This window comes from Streptomyces carminius, assembly GCF_002794255.1.
In the GTDB taxonomy this organism is placed as follows: Bacteria; Actinomycetota; Actinomycetes; order Streptomycetales; family Streptomycetaceae; genus Streptomyces; species Streptomyces carminius.
Map to the genome: position 1 here is coordinate 46,176 of NZ_PGGW01000064.1, position 22,036 is coordinate 68,211.

General features: G+C 72.1%; 23 protein-coding genes. 5 read left to right on the forward strand and 18 right to left on the reverse strand.

Annotated elements, in window-relative coordinates; genetic code table 11:
• Entirely contained in the window at positions 1-645 is a 645-nt protein-coding gene (locus tag CUT44_RS32850; RefSeq protein ID WP_146252286.1) for a hypothetical protein, read from the forward strand.
• Between the two features lies 1 nt (position 646).
• Here the strand turns inward: CUT44_RS32850 and CUT44_RS22560 are convergent, their stop codons facing one another.
• The 3 genes from CUT44_RS22560 to CUT44_RS22570 all read right to left on the reverse strand — a co-directional run bounded on the left by CUT44_RS22560 (position 647) and on the right by CUT44_RS22570 (position 3,442).
• Positions 647-1,207 (reverse strand): imidazolonepropionase-like domain-containing protein, encoded by a 561-nt coding sequence (locus CUT44_RS22560; RefSeq protein ID WP_100203765.1) that lies wholly within the window; start codon positions 1,205-1,207, stop codon positions 647-649.
• Positions 1,208-1,247: 40 nt separating this feature from the next.
• Positions 1,248-2,447, reverse strand: coding sequence for a cyclic dehypoxanthinyl futalosine synthase (gene mqnC, locus CUT44_RS22565; RefSeq protein ID WP_100203766.1), 1,200 nt, complete (start codon positions 2,445-2,447; stop codon positions 1,248-1,250).
• Positions 2,448-2,566: 119 nt separating this feature from the next.
• A complete protein-coding gene (locus CUT44_RS22570; protein ID WP_100203767.1) occupies positions 2,567-3,442 on the reverse strand; it encodes a menaquinone biosynthetic enzyme MqnA/MqnD family protein in 876 nt (291 codons plus the stop codon).
• Positions 3,443-3,709: 267 nt separating this feature from the next.
• Here CUT44_RS22570 and CUT44_RS22575 point away from each other — a divergent pair, with 267 nt between their 5' ends.
• A complete protein-coding gene (locus tag CUT44_RS22575; protein ID WP_100203768.1) occupies positions 3,710-3,913 on the forward strand; it encodes a cold-shock protein in 204 nt (67 codons plus the stop codon).
• Between the two features lie 158 nt (positions 3,914-4,071).
• On the opposite strand, the gene CUT44_RS22580 is transcribed toward CUT44_RS22575, so the two are convergent.
• The 7 genes from CUT44_RS22580 to CUT44_RS22605 all read right to left on the reverse strand — a co-directional run bounded on the left by CUT44_RS22580 (position 4,072) and on the right by CUT44_RS22605 (position 9,700).
• Complete coding sequence (locus CUT44_RS22580) at positions 4,072-5,409, reverse strand: dicarboxylate/amino acid:cation symporter (protein ID WP_233221580.1); 1,338 nt, start codon at positions 5,407-5,409, stop codon at positions 4,072-4,074.
• Between the two features lie 306 nt (positions 5,410-5,715).
• A complete protein-coding gene (locus CUT44_RS33605) occupies positions 5,716-5,853 on the reverse strand; it encodes a putative leader peptide (RefSeq protein ID WP_199185800.1) in 138 nt (45 codons plus the stop codon).
• Positions 5,854-5,994: 141 nt separating this feature from the next.
• On the reverse strand, positions 5,995-6,372 hold the full coding sequence (locus CUT44_RS22585) for a DUF4229 domain-containing protein (RefSeq protein WP_233221576.1): 378 nt from the start codon (positions 6,370-6,372) through the stop codon (positions 5,995-5,997).
• 28 nt (positions 6,373-6,400) lie between these two features.
• On the reverse strand, positions 6,401-6,925 hold the full coding sequence (locus tag CUT44_RS22590) for a GNAT family N-acetyltransferase (protein WP_100203770.1): 525 nt from the start codon (positions 6,923-6,925) through the stop codon (positions 6,401-6,403).
• Positions 6,926-7,003: 78 nt separating this feature from the next.
• Positions 7,004-8,167, reverse strand: coding sequence for an aminofutalosine synthase MqnE (mqnE, locus tag CUT44_RS22595; protein WP_100203771.1), 1,164 nt, complete (start codon positions 8,165-8,167; stop codon positions 7,004-7,006).
• Between the two features lie 135 nt (positions 8,168-8,302).
• Entirely contained in the window at positions 8,303-8,758 is a 456-nt protein-coding gene (locus tag CUT44_RS22600) for an Lrp/AsnC family transcriptional regulator (RefSeq protein ID WP_100203772.1), read from the reverse strand.
• Positions 8,759-8,932: 174 nt separating this feature from the next.
• Positions 8,933-9,700: a UbiX family flavin prenyltransferase gene (locus CUT44_RS22605; protein ID WP_100203808.1), complete on the reverse strand. Its 768-nt coding sequence runs from the start codon at positions 9,698-9,700 to the stop codon at positions 8,933-8,935.
• A gap of 131 nt (positions 9,701-9,831) precedes the next feature.
• Here CUT44_RS22605 and CUT44_RS22610 point away from each other — a divergent pair, with 131 nt between their 5' ends.
• Complete coding sequence (locus CUT44_RS22610) at positions 9,832-11,022, forward strand: hypothetical protein (RefSeq protein WP_100203773.1); 1,191 nt, start codon at positions 9,832-9,834, stop codon at positions 11,020-11,022.
• A 183-nt stretch (positions 11,023-11,205) separates the two neighbouring features.
• A complete protein-coding gene (locus CUT44_RS22615) occupies positions 11,206-11,832 on the forward strand; it encodes a rhomboid family intramembrane serine protease (RefSeq protein WP_100203774.1) in 627 nt (208 codons plus the stop codon).
• A gap of 50 nt (positions 11,833-11,882) precedes the next feature.
• Here CUT44_RS22615 and mqnP read toward each other — a convergent pair whose 3' ends face one another.
• Both mqnP and CUT44_RS22625 read right to left on the reverse strand, forming a co-directional pair.
• Complete coding sequence (mqnP, locus tag CUT44_RS22620; protein WP_100203775.1) at positions 11,883-12,923, reverse strand: menaquinone biosynthesis prenyltransferase MqnP; 1,041 nt, start codon at positions 12,921-12,923, stop codon at positions 11,883-11,885.
• Positions 12,920-14,371: a menaquinone biosynthesis decarboxylase gene (locus CUT44_RS22625; protein WP_100203776.1), complete on the reverse strand. Its 1,452-nt coding sequence runs from the start codon at positions 14,369-14,371 to the stop codon at positions 12,920-12,922. The genes mqnP and CUT44_RS22625 overlap by 4 nt, the downstream gene beginning before the upstream one ends.
• Positions 14,372-14,502: 131 nt before the next feature.
• On the opposite strand from CUT44_RS22625, the gene CUT44_RS22630 reads away from it, so the two are divergent.
• A complete protein-coding gene (locus CUT44_RS22630; RefSeq protein WP_100203777.1) occupies positions 14,503-14,982 on the forward strand; it encodes a PLD nuclease N-terminal domain-containing protein in 480 nt (159 codons plus the stop codon).
• 74 nt (positions 14,983-15,056) lie between these two features.
• Here CUT44_RS22630 and ccsB read toward each other — a convergent pair whose 3' ends face one another.
• The 6 genes from ccsB to hemL form a co-directional block, all read right to left on the reverse strand.
• The gene (gene ccsB / locus CUT44_RS22635) at positions 15,057-16,160 is read right to left on the reverse strand and encodes a c-type cytochrome biogenesis protein CcsB (RefSeq protein WP_100203809.1); all 1,104 of its coding nucleotides are present in this window, start codon (positions 16,158-16,160) and stop codon (positions 15,057-15,059) included.
• A gap of 17 nt (positions 16,161-16,177) precedes the next feature.
• Complete coding sequence (locus CUT44_RS22640) at positions 16,178-18,214, reverse strand: cytochrome c biogenesis protein ResB (protein WP_100203778.1); 2,037 nt, start codon at positions 18,212-18,214, stop codon at positions 16,178-16,180.
• A gap of 3 nt (positions 18,215-18,217) precedes the next feature.
• Positions 18,218-19,036 carry a cytochrome c biogenesis CcdA family protein gene (locus tag CUT44_RS22645; protein ID WP_100203779.1) on the reverse strand — a complete coding sequence of 273 codons (819 nt, stop codon included), beginning with the start codon at positions 19,034-19,036 and terminating at the stop codon, positions 18,218-18,220.
• A gap of 6 nt (positions 19,037-19,042) precedes the next feature.
• A complete protein-coding gene (locus CUT44_RS22650; protein ID WP_100203780.1) occupies positions 19,043-19,666 on the reverse strand; it encodes a TlpA family protein disulfide reductase in 624 nt (207 codons plus the stop codon).
• Positions 19,667-19,757: 91 nt separating this feature from the next.
• Complete coding sequence (locus CUT44_RS22655) at positions 19,758-20,405, reverse strand: histidine phosphatase family protein (RefSeq protein ID WP_100203810.1); 648 nt, start codon at positions 20,403-20,405, stop codon at positions 19,758-19,760.
• Between the two features lie 194 nt (positions 20,406-20,599).
• Positions 20,600-21,970: a glutamate-1-semialdehyde 2,1-aminomutase gene (hemL, locus tag CUT44_RS22660; protein WP_100203781.1), complete on the reverse strand. Its 1,371-nt coding sequence runs from the start codon at positions 21,968-21,970 to the stop codon at positions 20,600-20,602.
• Positions 21,971-22,036 lie beyond the last annotated feature (66 nt).

Below are 22,036 nucleotides of genomic sequence, written 5' to 3' on the forward strand. Positions count from 1 at the left end.
ATGAGAAGAAGTATCCCTCTCGGCTCGGCGGCAGCGACGGCCTTGTTCGCTGTGACAATTCTTGTCATAGCCCCGGGGTGCACGGGAGAGGGCGGAGAGGAGAAAGTAAGCGCGGAGTCAACCTGTGGCGGCCTTTCTGACGTTGCAGCCGCCGCGCTGACCGCTATTACAGGAGCGGACCGCTTCCGCCCTTCCTCCCAGGTCGATGTCAAACATTTCTCCGAAAGAGCAACCAAAGCCGCGGAAGAGGAAAGTAAGGATTCCCTGGCTTTCTGCAGGATACCTTACCGGGACAGCGAGGAATCATCCAGCCCGGAAGTGCGCTTCACCCTGTCCGACAGGTCCGAAGTTCCGCCCCCCACGGAAGAAAAAGTAGTCGGAGAAAAAGTTTTCCCTGTCGCCCTGCGGGCCGTAAGCGACACCAAGGGGGCCGACATATACTTTGAATGTAACGCGCCATGGACAAAAGACAAGAGCAGTTCCACCGTTATACACGCAGAGCTCGATTACGAGGAATCCAGCAAAGCTGGGATGAGCACCCTTCGGAGGAACATGGACATACTCCAGCATGTGGCGCGCAATGTCGCCGGGGAGTTGGGGTGTGAGAACCACGGGGACATTCCCGAGCGGGACGAGCCCTGGTAGGTCAGGTGCGGCGGTGGAGGAGGCGGCCGGCGAGGATCGTGGCCAGGCAGGAGCCGTCGGGCTCGTCGTGGACGGCGAGGTCGGCGCGGGCGCCTACCGTCAACGTGCCGGGCCGGGGCGCGGGGAGCACGGTCAGGCCCGAGCGCCGGACCGCCGTGCGGACCGCGGGGCGGGTGAACGGGCCGACCAGTGAGGTGACGCCCTCGCGCAGCAGGCGTTGCAGGCCGCGGCGGGCGCTGTGGCCCCAGCGCACCTCGTCCATCGCGAGGGCGGCCAGGGCAGAGCCGGTCAGGGGTTCGGTGCTCGGGATGTCGGGGAGCCCCACTTCGCGCGGGTCCGGGTGGTAGGCGGCCTCCAGCCGGGCCGCCGCGTCGGCCGCGCAGCGGCCGGGGCCGAGAGTGCCGGACCAGCGGCGGACGCGGGCTGTCGGGTACGCCGCGGCCAGTTCGTCCAGCGGGCCGAGTGCCGCGATCCGGTCGCCCTCGACGGCCACCGCGTACCCGGGCAGCGGCTCGCCGTCCGCGGTGGTGCGGACGGCGAGCGGGGCGTGGATCGTCAGCAAGGCATCACGGGATCAAACGGGATCAGGGGACGAGGGCGGGTCAGGACGCGTCGATCAGCTTGAGTTCGGGGTGGGCCGTGCCGCCGTCGATCGCCGTGGAGGACAGGTGGGAGACGACCCGGTCGTCCACCGGGTCGTTCGCCGGGTCGTCGTGGACGACGAGGTGCTCGTACGTCGTGGCGCGCTGCGCCGGGACGCGGCCGGCCTTGCGGATCAGGTCGATCAGCTCCATGCGGTTGGAGCGGTGCTTCGCCCCGGCCGAGGAGACCACGTTCTCCTCCAGCATCACCGAGCCCAGGTCGTCCGCGCCGTAGTGCAGGGAGAGCTGGCCGATCTCCTTGCCCGTCGTCAGCCAGGAGCCCTGGATGTGGGCGACGTTGTCCAGGAAGAGCCGGGCGACGGCCAGAATGCGCAGGTACTCGAAGAGCGTGGCCTGGGTGCGGCCCTTCAGGTGGTTGTTCTCCGGCTGGTAGGTGTACGGGATGAAGGCGCGGAAGCCGCCGGTGCGGTCCTGCACGTCGCGGATCATCCGCAGGTGCTCGATGCGTTCGGCGTTGGTCTCGCCGGTGCCCATCAGCATCGTGGAGGTGGACTCCACGCCCAGCCGGTGTGCGATCTCCATGATCTCCAGCCAGCGCTCGCCGGACTCCTTCAGCGGCGCGATGGCCTTGCGGGGCCGCTCCGGCAGCAGTTCGGCGCCGGCGCCCGCGAAGGAGTCGAGGCCGGCGTCCCGGATGCGGGTGATCGCCTCCTCCACCGGCACGCCCGAGATCTTCGCCATGTGCGCGACCTCGGAGGCGCCCAGCGAGTGGATCACCAGCTCGGGGAAGCGCGCCTTGATGGCGGAGAAGTGCTCCTCGTAGTACTCGACGCCGAAGTCGGGGTGGTGGCCGCCCTGGAACATGATCTGGGTGCCGCCCAGCGCCACCGTCTCCGCGCAGCGGCGCAGGATGTCGTCCAGGTCGCGCGTCCAGCCCTTGGCCGTGTCCTTGGGGGCGGCGTAGAAGGCGCAGAACTTGCAGGCGGTCACGCAGACGTTGGTGTAGTTGATGTTCCGCTCGATGATGTACGTCGCGATGTGCTCGGTGCCCGCGTACCGGCGGCGGCGCGCCGCGTCGGCGGCCTGCCCCAGCGCGTGCAGCGGGGCGTGCCGGTAGAGTTCCAGCGCCTCCCCGGCGCTGATCCGTCCGCCCTCCGCGGCACGGTCGAGTACGGACGTCAGGTCGGCGTTCTCGGTCACCGGGCGGTCCTTTCGGGTCGTGCTGCGCTGTCCGGGCGTCCTGGCGCGGGATCCGATCCAGCCTACGGCAGCGTTCCGGGGGTGTTCCGGCCGGTCGGGGCGCGGGCCCGGGCCGGGAGTCAGGCCAGGAGTTCGACGCGTACGTCGGCGGGGAAGCCGGTGGTGGGCCCGGTACGGCGGGCGAACTCGGCGATGCCCGCGAGCTGCCCGGCGCCCAGCCGGAAGTCCAGCGTGGTGAAGTAGCGTTCCAGCAGCTCGGCGTCGAACGCCTCCCAGCGGGCCGCCTGTTCGGCCACCTTGCCGACCTCCGCCAGGGACAGGTCCCGGGAGGCCAGGAAGGCCCGGTGGACCTCGCGTACGTTCTCCGGCTCGCGCGCCAGGTAGTCGCGGCGGGCCGCCCAGAGGGCGAAGACGAAGGGCAGCCCCGTCCACTCCTTCCACATCGCCCCCAGATCGTGGACGTGCAGGCCGAGGCGGGGCGCGTCGTGCAGGGAGGCGCGCAGCGCGGCGTCGCCGATCAGCACGGCGGCCTGCGCCTCCTGCATCATCAGGCCCAGGTCGGGCGGGCAGGTGTAGTAGCGGGGGGTCAGGCCGTACCGCTCGGCCAGCAGCAGTTGCGCCAGCCGCACCGAGGTGCGGGAGGTGGAGCCGAGGGCGACGCGCTCGCCGTCGAGGTGCTCCAGCGGCACCTTGGAGACGATCACACAGGACATGACAGGTCCGTCGCAGCCCACCGCTATGTCGGGCAGGGCGACCAGCCGGTCGGTGTGGCGGAGGAATTCCACGAGGGTGACGGGACCGATGTCGAGATTCCCGTCCACCAGCTGTTCGCTCAGCTTCTCCGGGGTGTCCTTCGTCAGCTCCACGTCCAGCAGGGTGCCGGTGTGGACCAGGCCCCAGTAGAGGGGGAGACAGTTGAGGAACTGGATGTGCCCGACGCGGGGCCGCCTCCGGAGGGGCTCGGCGGCGGGCTGGTCAGCGGCAGAACTTTCCACCTGGTGAGACTACCGCCGGGTCACCTGCCGGACGGGCGGGGGTGGGCCCGGGAGCGTGCCGGAAGGGTGTGACACGCGGCACGACGCGCCCGGGAAAGATCACTCTTTCCCTCCCCGGGGCACCGTGCTAGGCTCGCAGCAAGTTGCAGTTTGGTTTCCCTTGCAGTACAGAGCCTGCGGAGCATGTAACCGCGGGCTCTCGTCGTTTTCAGACTTCTTCCATGGGGTTCTGGAGCAGGGCAACCCTTATAGGCCCAAGGAGGGCTTATGGCTACCGGAACCGTCAAGTGGTTCAACGCTGAAAAGGGCTTTGGCTTCATCGCCCAGGACGGCGGCGGTCCCGATGTGTTCGTTCACTACTCCGCGATCAACGCCAACGGGTTCCGCTCCCTGGAGGAGAACCAGGCGGTCACCTTCGACGTGACACAGGGCCCGAAGGGCCCGCAGGCGGAGAACGTCAGCGCGGCCTGAGTTGCCCCGGCTCGGCCAGGACCCTGGCCGTGTCGGCGTGATCAGCCCACTCCCACGTGGCTGAGGCGTCGGCAGACGACCGGAAAGCAGTACCAAGGAGCCCCCGCCGAAGGCGGGGGCTCCTGCCTTTCGCCGTACGCGGCGTGCGGCGTGCGGCGTCAGGCCGGTACGGGGGCCGGGTCGGCCGGGCGGCGGGCGCCGGAGCCCTCCGCGGCGTCACCGGTGCCGGTACCGGTACCGGTGTCCTCGTCGAGGTCGGTGATGTCGAAGCCGCGGGCGCTGTCGAACGCCTCCCGGTCCAGGATCCGCTCCCGGGCCGCGACCAGCACCGGGATCACCGCCTGGCCGGCGACGTTGGTGGCGGTCCGCATCATGTCCAGGATCGGGTCGATCGCCAGCAGCAGACCCACGCCCTCCAGCGGCAGGCCGAGGGTGGAGAGGGTCAGCGTGGTCATCACCACGGCGCCGGTGAGACCGGCGGTGGCGGCCGAGCCGACCACCGAGACGAAGGCGATCAGCAGGTAGTCGCCGACGCCGAGGGAGATGCCGAAGATCTCCGCGACGAAGATCGCGGCGAGCGCCGGGTAGACCGCGGCGCAGCCGTCCATCTTCGTCGTCGCGCCCAGCGGCACCGCGAAGGACGCGTACTCCCTCGGCACGCCCAGGCGCTCGGTGACCTTCTGGGTCAGCGGCATGGTGCCGACCGAGGAGCGCGAGACGAAGCCCAGCTGGATGGCGGGCCAGGCACCGCGGAAGAACCGCAGCGGGCTGACCCGGGCGACCGTCGCCAGCAGCAGCGGGTAGACGCCGAAGAGGACCAGCAGGCAGCCGATGTAGACGTCGGCGGTGAAGGTGGCGTACTGGCCGAGCAGGCCCCAGCCGTACTCGTTGATCGCGTTGCCGATCAGCCCGAGGGTGCCCAGCGGGGCCAGCCGGATCACCCACCACAGCGCCTTCTGCAGCAGCGCGAGGGCGGCTTCGCCGAAGGAGAGCAGCGCCTCGGCCCGCGCGCCCAGGCGCAGGGCGGCGATACCGGTGACGGCGGCCAGGAAGACGATCTGCAGGACGTTCAGCTCGGTGAACGGGGTGACGACGTCGTTCGGGATGATCCCGGTCAGGAAGTCCAGCCAGGAACCGGTGTCCTCGGGGCGTGAGCCGTCCTCGGGGGTCAGGCCGGTGCCCGCGCCGGGGTTGGTGAGCAGGCCGATGGCCAGGCCGATCGAGACGGCGATCAGCGAGGTGGCCGCGAACCACAGCAGGGTGCGGGCGGCCAGCCGGGCGGCGTTGGAGACGTTGCGCAGATTGGTGACCGAGACGGCGATCGCGAAGAAGACCAGCGGGCCGACGGCCAGCTTCAGCAACTGGACGAAGGTGCCGCCGATCCGGTCCAGGGTGGCGCCGAGCCACTCGGCGCCGGTGGCGCGGGCGGCCCAGCCCAGCAGCACGCCGAGGACGAGGCCGAGGAGGACCTGGGCCCAGAAGGGCACCCGGGGCAGCCGCGCACGTCGGGGTTCGGGTGCCGCGGGTGGCCCGGAGGACGGTTCGGGAGCCGGCTCGGGGGAGGTTCCGGCGGCTTCGTGGGGGGACGTGTTCGAGGACACGGACACACTCCGGTGATACGTCGGGTACGGGAACGACGGAGTTCACACAGGTCTGGGAAGGCCGCACCGCGAGGAACTCGGAGAACGCGGTGAAGCGCGGAGGCGGAGAACTCGACGGTCCCGGAAAAGCGGACGGAGGGGAAGGGCGCGCGGCGCGGGCGGACCGTACCGGGCCCGGCCGGGCCGCGCGGCCGCGGTCGCTCAGCGGCCGGTGCGACAGGCCGCCGTCGAAAGGCGGCAGAGGTCGACGTACAGCCGGGCCACGAGCAGCGCGCTCTCCCCCAGGGGCAGGGGGCCGGGAGGCGCCGCCGGCGGCGGGACGCGGTCCGCGGTCGTCATGGCTCCCCTCTCGTCCGGTGCCGGTTCCACGTGGTCGTGGCCTGCCCGGGAGCGGGCGGGCCACGATGCGCAACACCCCGCCGGGAACGGGTATTCCCGGCGGGGTGCGGTACGGGCGGTGTACGGGCGAGCGGCGGCCGGCTACGCGGCCTCGTCCTCCCGGCTCTGGTCGGCGGCGAGCTTCTGCCGGACGCTCTGCCTGGTCCGCTCCACCCGCGGCGCGATCCGCTCGGACATCTCGTCGCGCTGCCTGCGCAGCAGCACCAGGCTGAGCGGCGCGGAGACGATCAGGGCGAGCATGACGAGCCACAGCGGGTTGGCCCGGCCGACGGCCTCGGGGATGATCCCGGCGTAGGCGAGCGCCGCGAGGACCACGAAGCAGGCGGCGAAGATGCCCAGCCGCATGGCCGTGTAGCGGAGCACCGCGCGCGACATGCGGCCCCCGGTCCCGGTGGCGGCCCCGGTGACGGCCGGGGTGTCCTTCGGTGTGTTCTCCGGCTTCTCCGGCGTGCTGGTCACGGTTGTGGTCCTTTCGGCGCGGCCCGGCTCAGCGGAGCTGGAGCCACATGGTGATGTCGTCCCGGAAGTCGTCGTCCGCGACCTTGATCGCGTCGGGGACGCGGCCGACCTCCTTGTAGCCGCACGAGCCGTAGAAGCCCTCCAGCCCGAGCCCGCCCCGGCAGGTGAGCCGGATGCCCCGCATGCCGTCCATGCCGCGGACGGCCTCGGCCACCGCGTCCAGCAGGGCGCGGCCCTCGCCGCGGCCCTGGCGGTCGGGGTGCAGCATCACGGTGTACAGCCACACCCAGTGTCGCATCAGCCGGTGGGTGTTGAAGGTGACGAAGGCGGTGCCCGCCGGCCGGTCCTCCTCGTCGTACGCCACCAGCAGCCGCATCCGGCCCTCGGCCATCGCGTTCAGGTGCCGGAACAGCTCGGGCCGTACGTCGTCGGCGGTGACGGGCGGCACGTAGCCGACGGCGCCGCCCGCGTTGGTCACCGCCGCCCACAGCTCGCAGATGCCCTGGGTGAGCCGTGCGTCGGTGGGCGGGTCCAGGACGTGTCTCAGTGCCATGTGCCGTCTTCCCCCTGCTGCCTTTCCCTCGCTCTTCCCCGGGCCGCCGTCCCCGGCCGCCGTACCGCTCGGACCCGCTCAGACCCGCATCGGCTGCGGGGACTCGCGCCGCGCCGGGTCCGGACCGTCGTACTCGCGGATGATCTCGTAGCGGGTGTTGCGCTCGACCGGGCGGAAGCCGGCGTCCCGGATCAGCTCCAGCAGGTCCTCGCGGGTGAGCTTGTCGGGGGTGCCGTAGTTGTCCGCGTCGTGGGTGATCTTGTACTCGACGACCGAGCCGTCCATGTCGTCCGCGCCGTGCTGGAGGGCGAGCTGGGCGGTCTGCACACCGTGCATCACCCAGAACACCTTCACGTGCGGCACGTTGTCGAACAGCAGCCGGGAGACGGCGAACGTCCTGAGCGCCTCCGCGCCGGTGGCCATCGTGGTGCGGGCCTGGAGCCGGTTGCGGATCTTGCCGTCCTTCATGTCCACGAAGTCGTGCTGGTAGCGCAGCGGGATGAAGACCTGGAAGCCGCCGGTCTCGTCCTGCAGCTCGCGCAGCCGCAGCACGTGGTCGACGCGGTGCCGGGGCTCCTCGATGTGGCCGTACAGCATCGTGCACGGCGTCTTCAGGCCCTTGGAGTGCGCCAGCCGGTGGATGCGCGACCAGTCCTCCCAGTGGGTGCGGTGGTCGACGATGTGCTGCCGCACCTCCCAGTCGAAGATCTCCGCGCCGCCGCCGGTCAGCGACTCCAGTCCGGCGTCGATCAGCTCGTCGAGGATCTCGGAGGCCGACAGGCCGGAGATCGTCTCGAAGTGGTGGATCTCGGTGGCGGTGAACGCCTTCAGCGAGACGTCCGGCAGGGCCTTCTTCAGCTCCCGCAGCGAGCGCGGGTAGTAGCGCCACGGCAGGGTGGGGTGCAGGCCGTTGACGATGTGGAGCTCGGTGAGGTTCTCGCCCTCCATCGCCTTCGCCAGCCGCACGGCCTCCTCGATGCGCATGGTGTACGCGTCCTTCTCCCCCGGCTTGCGCTGGAAGGAGCAGTACGCGCAGGAGGCGGTGCACACGTTGGTCATGTTCAGGTGGCGGTTGACGTTGAAGTGGACCACGTCGCCGTTGAGCCGGGTGCGCACCTCGTGGGCGAGCCCGCCCAGCCAGGCCAGGTCGTCGGACTCGTACAGGGCGATGCCGTCCTCGCGGCTCAGCCGCTCACCGGCGCGTACCTTCTCCTCCAGCTCACGCTTGAGCCCAGCGTCCATGCGTCGCCGCCTCCTCGTTCCTGTGTACGGGGACCTGCGGGGTCCTGCGGGGCCGTCCGTTGCGGGCAGCCCTTCGAGCCTACGCCTGCCCCGGCGCAGGCCCACGGGCCGGGTGCTGGACGCGGTGTGCGGTGGTCAGCCGCCCTCGGGCAGCTCGCCGACCCGGTTCTCCCACTTGGTGGAGAGCACGACGGTGGTGCGGGTGCGCGAGACGCCCTTGGTGGTCGACAGCCTGCGGATCGTCCGCTCCAGGCCGTCCACGTCGGTGGCGCGCACCTTGAGCATGTAGGAGTCGTCGCCGGCGATGAACCAGCAGTCCTCGATCTCCGGCAGCTCCCGCAGCCGGCCGGCCACGTCCTCGTGGTCCACGGAGTCGGAGAGCTGGATGCCGATCAGCGCGGTGACCCCCAGGCCGAGGGAGGAGGCGTCCACGGTCGCGCGGTAGCCGGTGATGACCCCGGCGGCCTCCAGCCGGTTGATGCGGTCGGTGACGCTGGGCCCGGAGAGACCGACGAGCCGGCCGAGTTCGGCGTACGAGGCCCTGCCGTTCTCGCGCAGCGCCTGGATGAGCTGTCTGTCCACCGCGTCCATGCGTCCTGCTGCCTTCCGTCGTGTCAGCGCCGTGGGGTGGTGCGGGGCGCTGTCCGGTGCCCCCTGACCGCCGGCGGCGTCCTCTCCGGTCTTCCCCGGTCTTCCCGGATCTTTCCCGGCCCGCCGGCCCCCTGACTGTTCCTGCTCGAATCTAAGGCATACGGTCGTGGGGCCCTACGACTGGCCCTGTGCGGCCCCCAGCTCGCCTTCCCATCGGCGGTAGAGCCGGTGCGGGACGCCCACCGCGTCCAGCACCCGGCCCGCCACGAAGTCGACCAGGTCCTGGACGCGGGCCGCGCCCGCGTAGAAGGCCGGGGAGGCGGGCAGCACCACGGCCCCGGCCTCGTCGAGGGTGACGAGGTGTTTCAGCGTCTGGCCGCTCAGCGGGGTCTCGCGCACGGCGACGACCAGCGGGCGCCGTTCCTTCAGCGTCACGCTCGCGGTGCGCTGGAGCAGGTCCTTGGAGAGCCCCAGCGCGATCCCCGCGACGGACTCGGTGGAGGCCGGGACGACGAGCATGCCCCTGGCCGGGTACGAGCCGGACGACGGGCCCGCCGCGAGGTCCCCGGCCGGCCAGTACCGCACGGTGCCGGAGCCGGGCTCGGAGTCGGGCTCGGAGTCGGGCTCGGAGTCGGGCTCGGAGCCGGAGCCGGACGCGCCGCCGGAGACTGCCCCGGAGTCCGGCTCGGCTATCCGCACCCGGTGGGCCTCCGGGGTGCCGTCCGCGTCCCTGGCCAGCCAGCGCCGCAGGTCCTCGCGCCAGTGGGCGTCCCGGAAGGGGTACCCCGTCTCGTCCAGCAGCGTCAGCCGGGCGGCCCGGCTGACCACCAGGTCCACGTCCTCGCCGGCCGCCAGCAGGGCGCGCAGCACCGACGCGGCGTACGGCGTCCCGGACGCCCCGGAAACACCGACGACCCACGGCCGTCGCAGACTGTCACTCACGGCACCGAGCCTAAACCGGGCCCGGGCGACCGCGTCCGGGCGGGTGCCGCCGGCCCTCATGCGGCGTTTCCGCGCCGTCCGGGGCACCCTGGACCCTGGCCGCATTCACCCCGGAGTAGTTGGATCGTCGTATGACCGTCACCCGCAAGAGCCTGGCAGCCGCCGGCTGTGCCCTTCTGATAGCCGCCTCGACCGCCTGCGGCTCCGCAGCGCCCGCCGACGCCGAGTCCCGGGCCCGCCGGGCGGTCGAGAAGCTGGGCGAGTGGGAGACGGTGACGGTCACCACGGCGCTGGACGCCTCGGCCGGCGACATCCGCGCCTTCGCCCGGCACGGCCTTCCGGTACCGGGCCTTCCGGTACCGGGCCTCGCGGGGACCGGGACGGCCGCCGGCCCCGTGGACGCCCCGCTGCTCTCCCGGGTGGAGACGGTGCTCACCATCGGCGCGGACGGTCCGCTCAAGGACGTGAGAGAGGCCGAACACGTCGACTCCGCCCTCATGGTCAACCTCGGCGGCAAGGACCTGGCCGGTTACAAGGCGATCGGTGACGGCTTCTACGTCCGCGTCAACTGGGACCGGCTGGCCCCGGAGCTGGACTGGCGCGACGACACGGTGAACAGGGGCGCCGAGCTGGCGGCCGCCGCCGACGGGCTGCCCTCCTCCCTGGCCGCCGCCCGGGACCTGTTCCGGGGCAGGTGGGTGCGCGTCGACCCCCGGGAGTTCGAGCGGTTCGCGACGGTGGCGGGGGTCCGGTACGGCGAGGCGGCGACCCGGCTGGCGGACGAGGCGGAGCTGCTGCTGAGCGCCAGGGCCCAGCACCGGGTTCTCGAGTCGGTGCGCGAGGTCCTGGACGAGCACGCGGTCTTCCGGGACGGCGGACGGCGCGACGGCGCGGACCGGGTGACGGTCGCCCTTCCCGCCCGCGAGGCAGTCCGGGACCTGACGGCGGCGCTGGCACCGCTGGAGGGGGACTTCGGCGGGATCGGGGCCTGGAGCGGCCTGCTCGACGACGTGCCGGAGAAGGGCCGGATCACCCTGGAACTGGAACTGCGCGGCGGCGTCCTGTCGGGGCTGACGGTGGACCTGGGGCAGTTCGCGGCGGGCGGCCCGGACGGCGCGCAGGGAGAGCGCGGGGCGCGCGGGACGGGAAAGCTGCCGCTCACCCTGACCTTCGCCCCGGGGCAGGCGGTCCGGGTTGACACGCCGCCGGCCGCGAAGCGGCTGGAGCCGCAGGACGTGGTGGGGGCGGTGCTCTACACCGAGCTGGCCGAACGGCGGACCGAGCGGCAGGACACGGAGGAGCCGGGCAAGCCCGTCCCCTGAGCCCGTCCCCCGAGTCCCGTCCGCCGCGTCCCGTCCGTCCCGGAACTCCCGACCCGGTCCATGACGTTGTCGTACACGACGGCGAAAACGGGCAGACCCACAGGGCGGGACGGGCTCGGGCCCGGCACCGCACGGCCGCGCGGCGGCGTACGGACAGGACGGGACCGAACGGGGAGAGACCAGATGGCATACGGATCGACGACCGGCTCGACCCGCTCGTCGCGCACGTCCAGGGCGGTGTCGGCGGGTGTGCTGATGCTGGTCTGGGTGAGCCTGCTGTGGCTGCTGGAGGCGGTCGACGTCGCCACCGGCAACTCGCTCGACGACTACGGCGTCTCGCCGCGCGAGACCGACGAGCTGATCGACGTCGTACCGGCGGCGTTCCTGCACTTCGGCTTCGACCATGTCGCGGCCAACAGCCTGCCGCTGCTGGTGCTCGGCTTCCTCGCGGCGGTACGGGGCATAGGCCGGTTCCTCGCCGTCTGCCTGACGATCATCGTGGTCAGCGGTGTCGGAGTGTGGCTGACCGCGCCGGAGCACTCGGTCACGGCGGGCGCCTCGGGCGTGGTGTTCGGGCTCTTCGGCTATCTGCTGGTCCGCGGCTTCGTGGACCGCGACGCCCTGGACATCACCGTCGGCATCACGGTCGTCCTGCTCTACGGCTCGATCCTGTGGGGCGTGCTGCCCACCAACTCGGGCGTCTCCTGGCAGGGCCACCTGTTCGGGCTGATCGGCGGGGTGCTGGCGGCGTTCTGGTTCCGCCGCTCCACCCCGCTGGGCCGGTCCCGGCGGGCCCCGCTGACCCGCTGACGGTGGCGCGGGCCGGCCCGCGCCACCGGTTCACCGCCGGCCGACGCGGTTCACACCGTCAGGCCGCGCAGCACCAGATCGATCAGCGCGCAGAGGAAGAGCGCTATCCCGACGAAGCCGTTGACGGTGAAGAACGCCCGGTTCACCCGGGACAGGTCGCCGGGCCGCACGATGCCGTGCTCGTAGACGAACGCCACCGCCACGATCGACAGCCCCGCCCAGTACGCCACCCCGGCCCCGGTGAGCGCCCCGTACCAGCCCAGCAGCGCCACGGTGACGGCATGGCCGGCGCGGGCGCCGTACAGCGCGGCGGCCACGCCGAAGCGCGCCGGTACCGAGCGCACCCCGTTGGCCCGGTCCGAGGCGGTGTCCTGGCAGGCGTAGATCAGGTCGAAGCAGCCGATCCAGACGCCCACCGCCAGCCCGAGGACCACCGCCTCCCAGGACCACGCCCCGGTGACGGCGAGCCAGGCGCCGACGGGCCCGATGGCCTGGGCGAGCCCGAGTACGGCGTGCGGGAAGTCGGTGAACCGCTTCCCGTACGGATAGACCACCATCGGCACCACGGCGAGGGGCGCGAGCACCAGGCACAGCGGGTTGAGCAGCGCCGCGGCGGCGAGGAAGACGGCCAGCGCGACCAGCGCGCCCGCCCAGGCGGTGCGCACCGACACCGCCCCGGTGACCAGCTCACGGTTGGCGGTGCGCGGATTGCGGGCGTCGATCTCCCGGTCGATGATCCGGTTGGCGGCCATGGCGAAGGTGCGCAGGCTCACCATCGCGACGGTGACGAGGAACAGCTCCCACCAGTGGACGCTCCGGTCCACCAGGAACATCGCGGTGAGCGAGGCCAGATAGGCGAAGGGCAGCGCGAAGACCGAGTGCTCGATCATCACCAGCCGCAGGAACGCCCTGATCCGGCCCGCCGGGCGGGCGGTGACCGGCGGTGCGGTCCTCGCGGCGGGGACGGCGGCGGGGACGGCGGCCGCGCCGGAGCCGCCCGTGCCCGCGCCCCCGGCTTCCTCGTTCCCTCCGGCGTCCCCGGTGTCCCCGGCGTCCCCGGCGTCTCCGGTGTCCTCGGTGACGGAACTCACAGGCCGTACTCCCGCCAGCGGCGGCTGACCTTCGCCGCGGTGTCCGGATCGGACACGACCATCTCCGGCCAGCCCCCGTCCCGCGTGTACCCCTCCTCGGGCCACTTGGCGGTGGCGTCGATGCCCGCCTTGCCTCCCCAGAACTGCTGGTAGGAGGCGTGGTCCAGATGGTCCACCGGCCCCTCGGTGAGCAGCAGGTCACGGGCGTAGTCGGTGTTGCCCAGCGCCCGCCAGGCGACCTCGTGCAGGTCGTGGACGTCGCAGTCGGCGTCCACCACCACGATCAGCTTGGTCAGCGACATCATGTGGGCGCCCCAGATCGCGGACATCACCTTCTGCGCGTGCTTGGGGTACTTCTTGTCGATCGAGACGATGGCGCAGTTGTGGAAGCCGCCCGCCTCCGGCAGGTGGTAGTCCACGATGTCCGGGACGATCACCTTGAGCAGCGGCAGGAAGAAGCGCTCCGTGGCCCGGCCCAGCGGCCCGTCCTCCGTCGGCGGGCGCCCGACGACGATCGACTGGAAGACCGGCCGCTTCCGCATGGTGACGCAGTCGACGGTCAGTGCCGGGAAGTCCTCCTGCGGGGTGTAGAAGCCGGTGTGGTCGCCGAACGGGCCCTCCGGCAGGATCCTCCCCGGCTCCAGCCAGCCCTCCAGCACCACCTCGGCGCGGGCCGGCACCTGGAGCGGCACCGTCTTGCAGTCCACCATCTCCACCCGCCTGCCCTGGAGGAAGCCGGCGAGGAGGTACTCGTCGATGTCGCCGGGCAGCGGCGCGGTTGAGGCATATGTCACAGCGGGCGGGCAGCCGAAGGCGATGGCGACCGGCAGCCGCTCGCCGCGCCGGGCGGCGACCTGGTAGTGGTTCCGGCTGTCCTTGTGGATCTGCCAGTGCATCCCGATGGTGCGCCGGTCGTGCCGCTGGAGCCGGTAGAGCCCCAGGTTGCGGATGCCGGTCTCGGGGTCCTTGGTGTGGGTCAGGCCCAGGTTGAAGAAGGAGCCGCCGTCCTCGGGCCAGGTGAACAGCGCGGGCAGGCTCTCCAGGTCGACGTCGTCGCCGGTGAGCACGACGTCCTGGACGGGTGCCTCCTTGACCTTCCTCGGCGGGACGTGCGCCATCGTGCCGAGCTTGCCGAACGCCTCCCGGAAGCCGACGAATCCCTGCGGCAGCTCCGGCCGCAGCAGCCCGCCGATCTTCTCGCCGATCTCGTCGTACGAGGTCAGGCCCAGGGACTTCAGCATCCGGCGGTCGGTGCCGAAGACGTTCATGGCCAGCGGCATGCCCGAGCCCCTGACGTTCTCGAAGAGCAGGGCCGGGCCGCCGGCCTTCTGGACCCGGTCGACGATCTCCCCGATCTCCAGATGGGGATCGACCTCGGCCTTGATCCGGACGAGGTCGCCGTCGCGCTCCAGGGCCCGCAGCAGCGAGCGGAGATCGTCGTACGTCATAGGGGTAAGTATCCGACACCCATTACCCTGGGCGTGTCACGGGGCCCGTTCCGGCTCCGTCCGGCATCCCCGGCCCATGGGCCCGCTGGCCCACCACATGCCGCTCTATCGCATCCAGGGGGCGTTGCCCAATGCTCAGGCTTCTTCCGACCGTTCTGATCCTGGCGGTGTGGATCTACGCCTTCATCGACTGCCTCAACACCCCCGACAGAGAGGTGCGCAAGCTGCCGAAGGGGGCGTGGGTCCTGATCGTCCTGTTCTTCGGCATGGTGCTGCTGGGCTCCGTGGCCTGGTTCGTGGTGGGCCGCCCCCGCCGCAACACCCCCTACGGCGCCACCCGGCCGGCCGAGCGCCGCTGGGTCGCGCCGGACGACAATCCGGAGTTCCTGCGGTCGATCACCGAACGCAACCGGCGGCCGGAGCCGGAGTCCGAGAAGCGTCCGGAGCCCGGTCCGGAGACCGGGGACAAGAAGCCCCGCCGCGACCGGGAGCGTGACGGGGAACTCGGCAGGAAGCGCGACGCCAGGCACGATGCCGGGCGTGACAAGGAGCACAACAACAACACGGAGAACGGCGGCGGGGCGGACGAGGCTCCGCCCGCCGCCTCCTGAGACGGCCGCGGGCCGGACCTCCCGGTCCGGCCCGCGGCCGTGTGTCCTCGTGTCCTGCGCGCGTCCCGCGCGGTCTACACGCCGGCGTAGGAGTGCAGTCCGTCGAAGAAGACGTTGACGCCGTAGTAGTTGAACAGGAAGCACAGGAAGGCGATCAGCGCCAGGTAGGCCGCCCGGCGCCCCTTCCAGCCGGCCGTGGCGCGGGCGTGCAGGTAGCAGGCGTAGCCGACCCAGGTGATGAAGGACCAGACCTCCTTGGGGTCCCAGCCCCAGTAGCGGCCCCAGGCGTTCTCCGCCCAGATCGCGCCCGCGATGATGGTGAAGGTCCAGAACGGGAAGACCGCCGCGTTGATCCGGTACGCGAAGCCGTCCAGGGAGGCGGCGCTGGGCAGCCGCTCCAGCACGGAGGAGGCGAAGGCGCCCGGCTTCCCGCCCGCCTCCAGCTTCGCCTCGTAGCGGTCCCGGAACAGGTACAGCAGCGTGGCGACCGCGCCCAGGTAGAACAGCGCGCCGCAGACGATGGCCAGTGAGACGTGGATCCACAGCCAGTACGAGTCGAGCGCCGGGACGAGCTGGTCGCTCTCGGTGTAGAAGACCACGATGGCCAGGCCCAGGTCGAGCAGCACCGTGGTGACCAGCGGCAGCCCGATCCAGCGGACGTTCTTCCGCGCCACCAGGAAGCCCAGGTACGCGCCGACGGCGACCATCGAGAAGGCCGTCGAGAACTCGTACATGTTGCCCCAGGGGGCGCGCTGCACCGACAGGGCGCGGGTGAGCACCGAGGCGAAGTGCAGCAGGAAGGCCAGGACGGTCAGCGAGACGGCGATCCGGCCGTACAGGTCGCCCCGCTCGTCCCCGCCGGCCGCGCCGGGCCCGTCCGGCAGGCCGGCCCGGCGGCCGGTGGCGGAGCGGGTGACGACCTTCGGCTTGTCCAGCACGCCCGTGCCGCCGGAGGTCCGCACGGTGACGGAGATCTCCTCGGCGGCTCCGGTGCGCTCTGCGCTGCGGGCGCCCTCGGCGCGGAGCGCGGCGGCCGTCCGGGCCACCCGGCTGCGGCTGCCGAACACCCACTCCACGATGTGCGCGACGAAGGCCAGGGCGTAGACGGCCATCGCCGACCTGATCAGCAGGTTGCTGAACTCGGCCAGGTTCTCGTTCGCCGCGACGGCGAGGTGCACGGCGTTCACTGCGGCGTTCACTCGGTCTCTCCTCGTGACGAGGGTCCGGCGCCGCCCTCGGCGGCGTCCGATGTGTCCGCGGGCTCCGCCGCGGCGGTCTCTTCCGGTGCGGTCTCCCCGGCGGTCTCCTCCGGTGCGGTCTCCTCCGGGCCGGCCCGTCCGGGTGCCGGGGCCGAGGGCGCGGCACCGTGCAGTGCCGCCGCCAGCTCGCCCAGCTCCTCGGGGACCCGCGCGGACTCGCTGCGGCCGAGCGCGGCCATCTCCACGACGGTGCTCCCGTCCGCGCCGCGCTCGGCGCGCACCCACACCCGGCGGCGCTGGATGAACAGCGAACCGGCCAGGCCCAGCACGGCGGCGCTCGCCCCGGCCAGCGCCCAGCCCTCACCCGGCTCCTGGGAGACCTGGAAGCTGGCCCACTGCTCGACGCTCTCGAACTTCAGCGTGCCCGCCCCGTCCGGCAGCTCGACCGACTCGCCGGGACGCAGGTCGATGCGGAACAGGTCCCCGTCCTCGGCCTTGAACTGCTCCATCTTGTCGGTGTCGAGCTGGTAGATGTTCTGCGGGATGCCGGAGTCGATGCCCAGGTCGCCGTGGAAGGCGTTCATGGACAGCACCGGGTAGTCCAGCTCGGGGAACGTCGAGTGCGGTCCGCGTTCGGCGTCGATCCCGTAGGTGGGCGTGAAGATGCCCTGGAAGCCGAGCTGCTCGCGCTCACCGTCCGCGTTCCGGTAGTCGGTGACCTTGACCACGCCCGTGGAGGTGAGCCCGAGGCTCTCCTGCGGCAGGAAGGGCACCGGGCCCCGGAAGGCCACGTCGCCCTGCCCGTCGGTGACGGTGACGACCGGCGCGTAGCCGTGCCCGATGAGGAAGACCTTGGACCCGCCCACCTTCAGCGGGTGGTTGACCTCGATGGACGTCTGCCTCTCGGCCCCGTCCGCGCCCTCCCAGTACGTCACGTCGGCGCGGAAGGTGCGCGCGGTGCCGCGCTGCGGTCCGGTGCGCTCGAAGGTGGCGTGGAACTCGTCCAGCCGGAAGCCGAAGGCGTCCAGGTCGGCGGTGTCGTACAGCGAGCCGGAGGTGAAGTCGTCGTACTGGGTGAGGGTGTTGGAGAAGCCGTCGCCCTCCACGATCAGCTTGCCGCCCTCGGAGTTCCACAGCTGCCCGGCCGCGAAGGCCAGCAGCATCACGATCAGCGAGATGTGGAAGACCAGGTTGCCGGCCTCGCGCAGATAGCCCTTCTCGGCGGCGACCGAGCCGCCGGACGAAGGTGCGGCGACCGAGCCGCCGGACGAAGGTGCGGCGACCGAGCCGCCGGACGAAGGTGCGGCGACCGAGCCGCCGGACATAGGTGCGGCGACCGAGCCGCCGGAGGCGGACGCGCCGGACGCCGGGGACAGGTCGGTGCGGAAGCGCCTGCCGCTCAGCAGTGACCGGGCCGCCGCCAGCACCTCGTCCGGCGCGGCGGCGGTGCGCCAGGTGGTGTGGGCGGGCATCCGGGTCAGCCGGCGCGGGGCGCGCGGCGGCCGGCCGCGGAGCTGGCCGGCGAACTGCCAGGTGCGCGGCACGATGCAGCCGATGAGCGAGACGAACAGCAGGATGTAGACGGCGGAGAACCACACCGAGCTGTAGACGTCGAAGAGCTGGAGCCGCTCGTAGAGCGGTCCCAGCGTCTCGTGCCGCTGCCGGAACTCCTCGACGGCGAAGGAGTCCACGTCCTTCTGCGGGATCACCGAGCCGGGGACCGCCGCCAGCGAGAGCAGGAAGAGCAGGAGCAGCGCCACCCGCATCGAGGTGAGCTGCCGCCAGAACCAGCGCAGCCAGCCGGCGGTCTCCCGGGCGTACCACGCCGCGGCGCCCGCCGCGCCGGGGCGGCGCGTCCCGCCGAAGGAGCCGGGTACGGACTGCCCCGGCCCCCCGGTGCCGCCGTCCCCGCCCTCCGCGGGGTGCTCGGCGTCCACCGGCGCGGTGGACAGCCGCGCGGCGGCGTCCCGCTCGTCGGCGGCCGTCCCGGTGGTCCCGGCGGTGGTGGAGTCGGTGGTGCTGGAGTCGGTCATAGCTCAGATCCAAACGGTGAAGCCGGAGGACCACACCTGTAGCTCGTAGACGATCCGGTCCCAGCCCCCCGTGACGAGCAGCAGCCCGACCGCCACGAGCATGCCACCGCCGGCCCTCGTCACCCACACGTAGTGCCGCTTGACCCATCCGAAGGCGCCCAGCGCCCGCCGGAAGGCGAGCGCGGCCAGCACGAACGGCAGCCCGAGCCCCAGACAGTACGCCACGGTCAGCAGGGCGCCGCGCCCCGCGCTGGCCTCGTTGAACGCCAGGAACTGCACGGCCGACAGCGTCGGCCCCACACACGGCGTCCAGCCGATGCCGAACAGCGCCCCCAGCAGCGGCGCGCTCGCCAGGCCGACGCCCGGTCTGGTGTGGAAGCGGATGTCGCGCTGGACGAACCGGGACATCACTCCCGCGAAGGCGAGCCCCAGCAGGATGATCAGTACGCCCATCACCCGCGAGATGGTCTCCCGGTGGGTCTGGAGCGTGGCCCCGAAGCCGCCGAACAGCGCGCCGCCGGAGACGAACACGGCGGTGAAGCCCAGCACGAACAGGACGGCGCCCAGGAACATCCGGCCGCGCCGCGCCTCGGCCAGGTCGGTGCCGCCGACGCCGGTGACATAGCTGAGGTAGCCGGGCACCAGCGGCAGCACACAGGGCGAGAAGAACGAGACCAGACCGCCCAGCACCGCGATCGGCACGGCCAGCAGCAGGGCGCCGGAGACGACGGTCTCGTTGCCGTCCGTGACGGCGGCGAGGCTCGTCAGACCGGACAGCTCGGACAGCTCGGACAGTCCGGGGAACCCGGGGTCAGCAGGCATCCGGCGTCACTTCTCCGCCATCACCGGTTCGAGTGCGGCGCGCAGGTCCTTCTCGCTGAGCGCCTTCAGGGCGCGTACGGCGATCCGCCCCTCCCGGTCGATGACCAGCGTGGAGGGGATGGCCTGCGGCGGGAGGTTGTCCTCGAACCTCAGGATCAGCCTGCCGCTGGGGTCGTACAGGCTCGGGTACTCGATGCCGTAGGTGCGGTCGAAGGCCTCGGCGTTGGCCCTGTCCAGGTCGCGGGTGTTGATCCCCACGAACCGCACGCCCTCGTCCGCGGTGTCCTCGGCGACCTTGGCGAGGTTGGGCGCCTCGGCGCGGCAGGGCGCGCACCACGACCCCCAGACGTTGAGGACGACGACCTCACCCCGGTGGTCCGACAGGGACAGCCGGCCGCCGTCCACGGTCTCGCCGGAGATGTCGGGGGCGGGTTCGCGGTCCTTCTCCGGGACTCTCGTGATCTGCCCGGTGCCCTGGACGAACTGCGCGTTGCCGGAGGAGGCACCGGTGGTCTCGCCGCCACCGCATCCGGACAGCGCGAGCACACCGGCGACGGCCCCTGCCAGGACCGCGGGGAGGCGGCGGCCGGGGCGCGGGGGGCGGCGTCGGAAGGCGCGGCTCTGACTCATGTGAAAAGTTTCGCATGCGCCCGAGGGCGATCTTCCGCGCCCCCCTTGTCCGCTTCGCGGCCTCCCGGCACCCGTCCGCCGCACTCCCCGTTCAGGCCCCGGCCCCCCTGCCCTTCCCCTTCACCGGCTTCGCCCCCGCCCGCAGATGGGGCGGCACCAGGTCGTGGGCCGGCTCGGTGTAGCCGACCGAGACGATCCGGTCGCCGACGAAGGTGAAGGTCGTCAGCGAGGCCAGGGTGCACTGCCGTCTGCGCGGGTCGTGCCAGAGCCGGCGGCGCTCGACGAAGCTGCGCACCGTCCAGATGGGGAGCTGGTGGCTGACGCACAGCGCCTCGTGGCCGCGGGCGGCGTCCCGGGCGGCCTCCAGCGCGGCCATCATCCGCACCGCCTGGTCGGTGTACGGCTCGCCCCAGGACGGCCGGAACGGGTTGCGCAGATGCGGCCAGTTCGCGATCCGCCGCAGCGCCCCGTCACCGACGCCGAAGGTCTTCCCCTGGAAGATGTTGTCCGCCTCGATCAGCCGCTTGTCGGAGGCGACCGCCAGTCCGTGGATCTTCGCGACCGGCTCGGCGGTCTCCTGGGCCCGCTCCAGCGGGGAGGCCACCACGTACGCGATGTCGCGGTGGGCGAGGTGCTCGGCGACCCGCTCGGCCATCCGGCGGCCCAGCTCGGAGAGGTGGTAGCCCGGGAGGCGGCCGTAGAGGATCCCCTTGGGGTTCTCCACCTCGCCGTGCCGCATCAGGTGCACCACGGTCCGCTGCCCGCCGGCGTGCTGCTCCCGTTCCCCCGCGGTCTCGGGGGTGACGGTCACGTCCGCCGGGTCCGTCACGTCCGCCGGGTCCCGGGCGGCGTCCAGCGGGGCGTCCGCCGACTCCTCCGCCGGGCCGCCCGCCCCGCCCGCCGGCTCGTGCCCGGAACCGTTCGCCGTGGCCGTCACGCTCTCGCCTCCCCCTGCTCGCCGTCCCCGCCGGCCCGCGCCGCGGCGCGCGCGGCGTGCGGCAGCGCGTCCGCGATCCGCTCCACGGCCCGCCCGTCGAGCGCGGTGGAGACGAACCACGCCTCGAAGGCCGAGGGCGGCAGATAGACGCCCCGGGAGAGCATCTCGTGGAAGAAGGCGGTGTAGCGGAACGTCTCCTGCCGCCCGGCCGCGGCGTAGTCCGCGATTTCCCCGCCGTCCCCGCCGTCCTCGCCGTCCCCGCCGGTGAAGAAGACCGAGAACATGCTGCCCGCCCGCTGCAGCCGGTGCGTCACGCCCTCCTTGGCCAGCGCCTCGGTGACCAGCGACCGGAGCTCGGCCGAGACCGCGTCCAGCCGCTCGTACGCCGCGTCGTCCAGCAGCCGGAGCTGGGCCAGTCCGGCCGCCGTCGCGACCGGGTTCCCCGAGAGGGTGCCCGCCTGGTAGACGGGCCCGGCGGGGGCGAGCCGGGCCATCACGTCGGCCCGGCCGCCGAAGGCCGCCGCCGGGAAGCCGCCGCCCATCACCTTGCCGAAGGTCATCAGGTCCGGCACGACGCCGTCCAGGCCGTACCAGCCGGCCTTCGAGACCCGGAAGCCGGTCATCACCTCGTCGGAGACGTACAGCGCGCCGTTCGCCTCGCACAGCCGCTTCAGCCCGGCGTTGAAGCCCTCGCGCGGCGGCACCACACCCATGTTGCCGGGCGAGGCCTCGGTGATCACACAGGCGATCTCGCCGGGGTGCGCGGCGAAGGCGGCGGCGGCCGAGTCCAGATCGTTGTACGGCAGCACCAGGGTCTCCCCGGCCTGCGCGCCGGTCACCCCCGGGGTGTCCGGCAGACCGAAGGTGGCGACCCCCGAACCGGCGGCCGCCAGCAGCGCGTCCACATGGCCGTGGTAGCAGCCGGCGAACTTGACCACCTTGCTCCGGCCGGTGAAACCGCGCGCCAGCCGGATCGCGGACATCGTGGCCTCGGTACCGGAGGAGACCAGTCGTACCTGGTCAACGGGGGCGACCCGGGCGACGATCTCCTCGGCCAGCTCGACCTCGCCCTGTCCCGGGGTGCCGAAGGAGGTACCGCGCGAGACCGCCTCGCGGACCGCCTCGGTCACGGCGGGGTGGGCGTGACCGAGGATCATCGGCCCCCACGAGCACACGAGGTCGACATACTCGCGGCCGTCCGCGTCGGTGAGGTACGGACCGGCACCGGACACCATGAAACGGGGCGTACCGCCCACGGCACCGAAGGCGCGCACCGGAGAGTTCACTCCTCCAGGTGTCACAACGGCGGCACGGTCGTACAGCGACTGCGATACTGGTGCATCGTACGGATAGTTCACGCAAGCCATGGTCTCAGAGCCTCGCGCACATGTGCGGCCGGGCGTTTCACGGCCCGCCAGAAGGGGAGGTCTCTG

What these genes read in the sequence shown, in the direction of transcription:
- CUT44_RS22655 (WP_100203810.1), bottom strand. Translation starts at nt 20,405, where the DNA reads ATGCGGCACGGCGAGGTGGAGAACCCCAAGGGGATCCTCTACGGCCGC.
- CUT44_RS22640 (WP_100203778.1), bottom strand. Translation starts at nt 18,214, where the DNA reads ATGACCGACTCCAGCACCACCGACTCCACCACCGCCGGGACCACCGGG.
- CUT44_RS33605 (WP_199185800.1), bottom strand. Translation starts at nt 5,853, where the DNA reads ATGACGACCGCGGACCGCGTCCCGCCGCCGGCGGCGCCTCCCGGCCCC.
- CUT44_RS22615 (WP_100203774.1), top strand. Translation starts at nt 11,206, where the DNA reads ATGGCATACGGATCGACGACCGGCTCGACCCGCTCGTCGCGCACGTCC.
- CUT44_RS22590 (WP_100203770.1), bottom strand. Translation starts at nt 6,925, where the DNA reads ATGGCACTGAGACACGTCCTGGACCCGCCCACCGACGCACGGCTCACC.
- CUT44_RS22610 (WP_100203773.1), top strand. Translation starts at nt 9,832, where the DNA reads ATGACCGTCACCCGCAAGAGCCTGGCAGCCGCCGGCTGTGCCCTTCTG.
- hemL (WP_100203781.1), bottom strand. Translation starts at nt 21,970, where the DNA reads ATGGCTTGCGTGAACTATCCGTACGATGCACCAGTATCGCAGTCGCTG.
- CUT44_RS22600 (WP_100203772.1), bottom strand. Translation starts at nt 8,758, where the DNA reads ATGGACGCGGTGGACAGACAGCTCATCCAGGCGCTGCGCGAGAACGGC.
- CUT44_RS22650 (WP_100203780.1), bottom strand. Translation starts at nt 19,666, where the DNA reads ATGAGTCAGAGCCGCGCCTTCCGACGCCGCCCCCCGCGCCCCGGCCGC.
- CUT44_RS22625 (WP_100203776.1), bottom strand. Translation starts at nt 14,371, where the DNA reads ATGACGTACGACGATCTCCGCTCGCTGCTGCGGGCCCTGGAGCGCGAC.
- CUT44_RS22630 (WP_100203777.1), top strand. Translation starts at nt 14,503, where the DNA reads ATGCTCAGGCTTCTTCCGACCGTTCTGATCCTGGCGGTGTGGATCTAC.
- CUT44_RS22645 (WP_100203779.1), bottom strand. Translation starts at nt 19,036, where the DNA reads ATGCCTGCTGACCCCGGGTTCCCCGGACTGTCCGAGCTGTCCGAGCTG.
- CUT44_RS32850 (WP_146252286.1), top strand. Translation starts at nt 1, where the DNA reads ATGAGAAGAAGTATCCCTCTCGGCTCGGCGGCAGCGACGGCCTTGTTC.
- mqnE (WP_100203771.1), bottom strand. Translation starts at nt 8,167, where the DNA reads ATGGACGCTGGGCTCAAGCGTGAGCTGGAGGAGAAGGTACGCGCCGGT.
- CUT44_RS22575 (WP_100203768.1), top strand. Translation starts at nt 3,710, where the DNA reads ATGGCTACCGGAACCGTCAAGTGGTTCAACGCTGAAAAGGGCTTTGGC.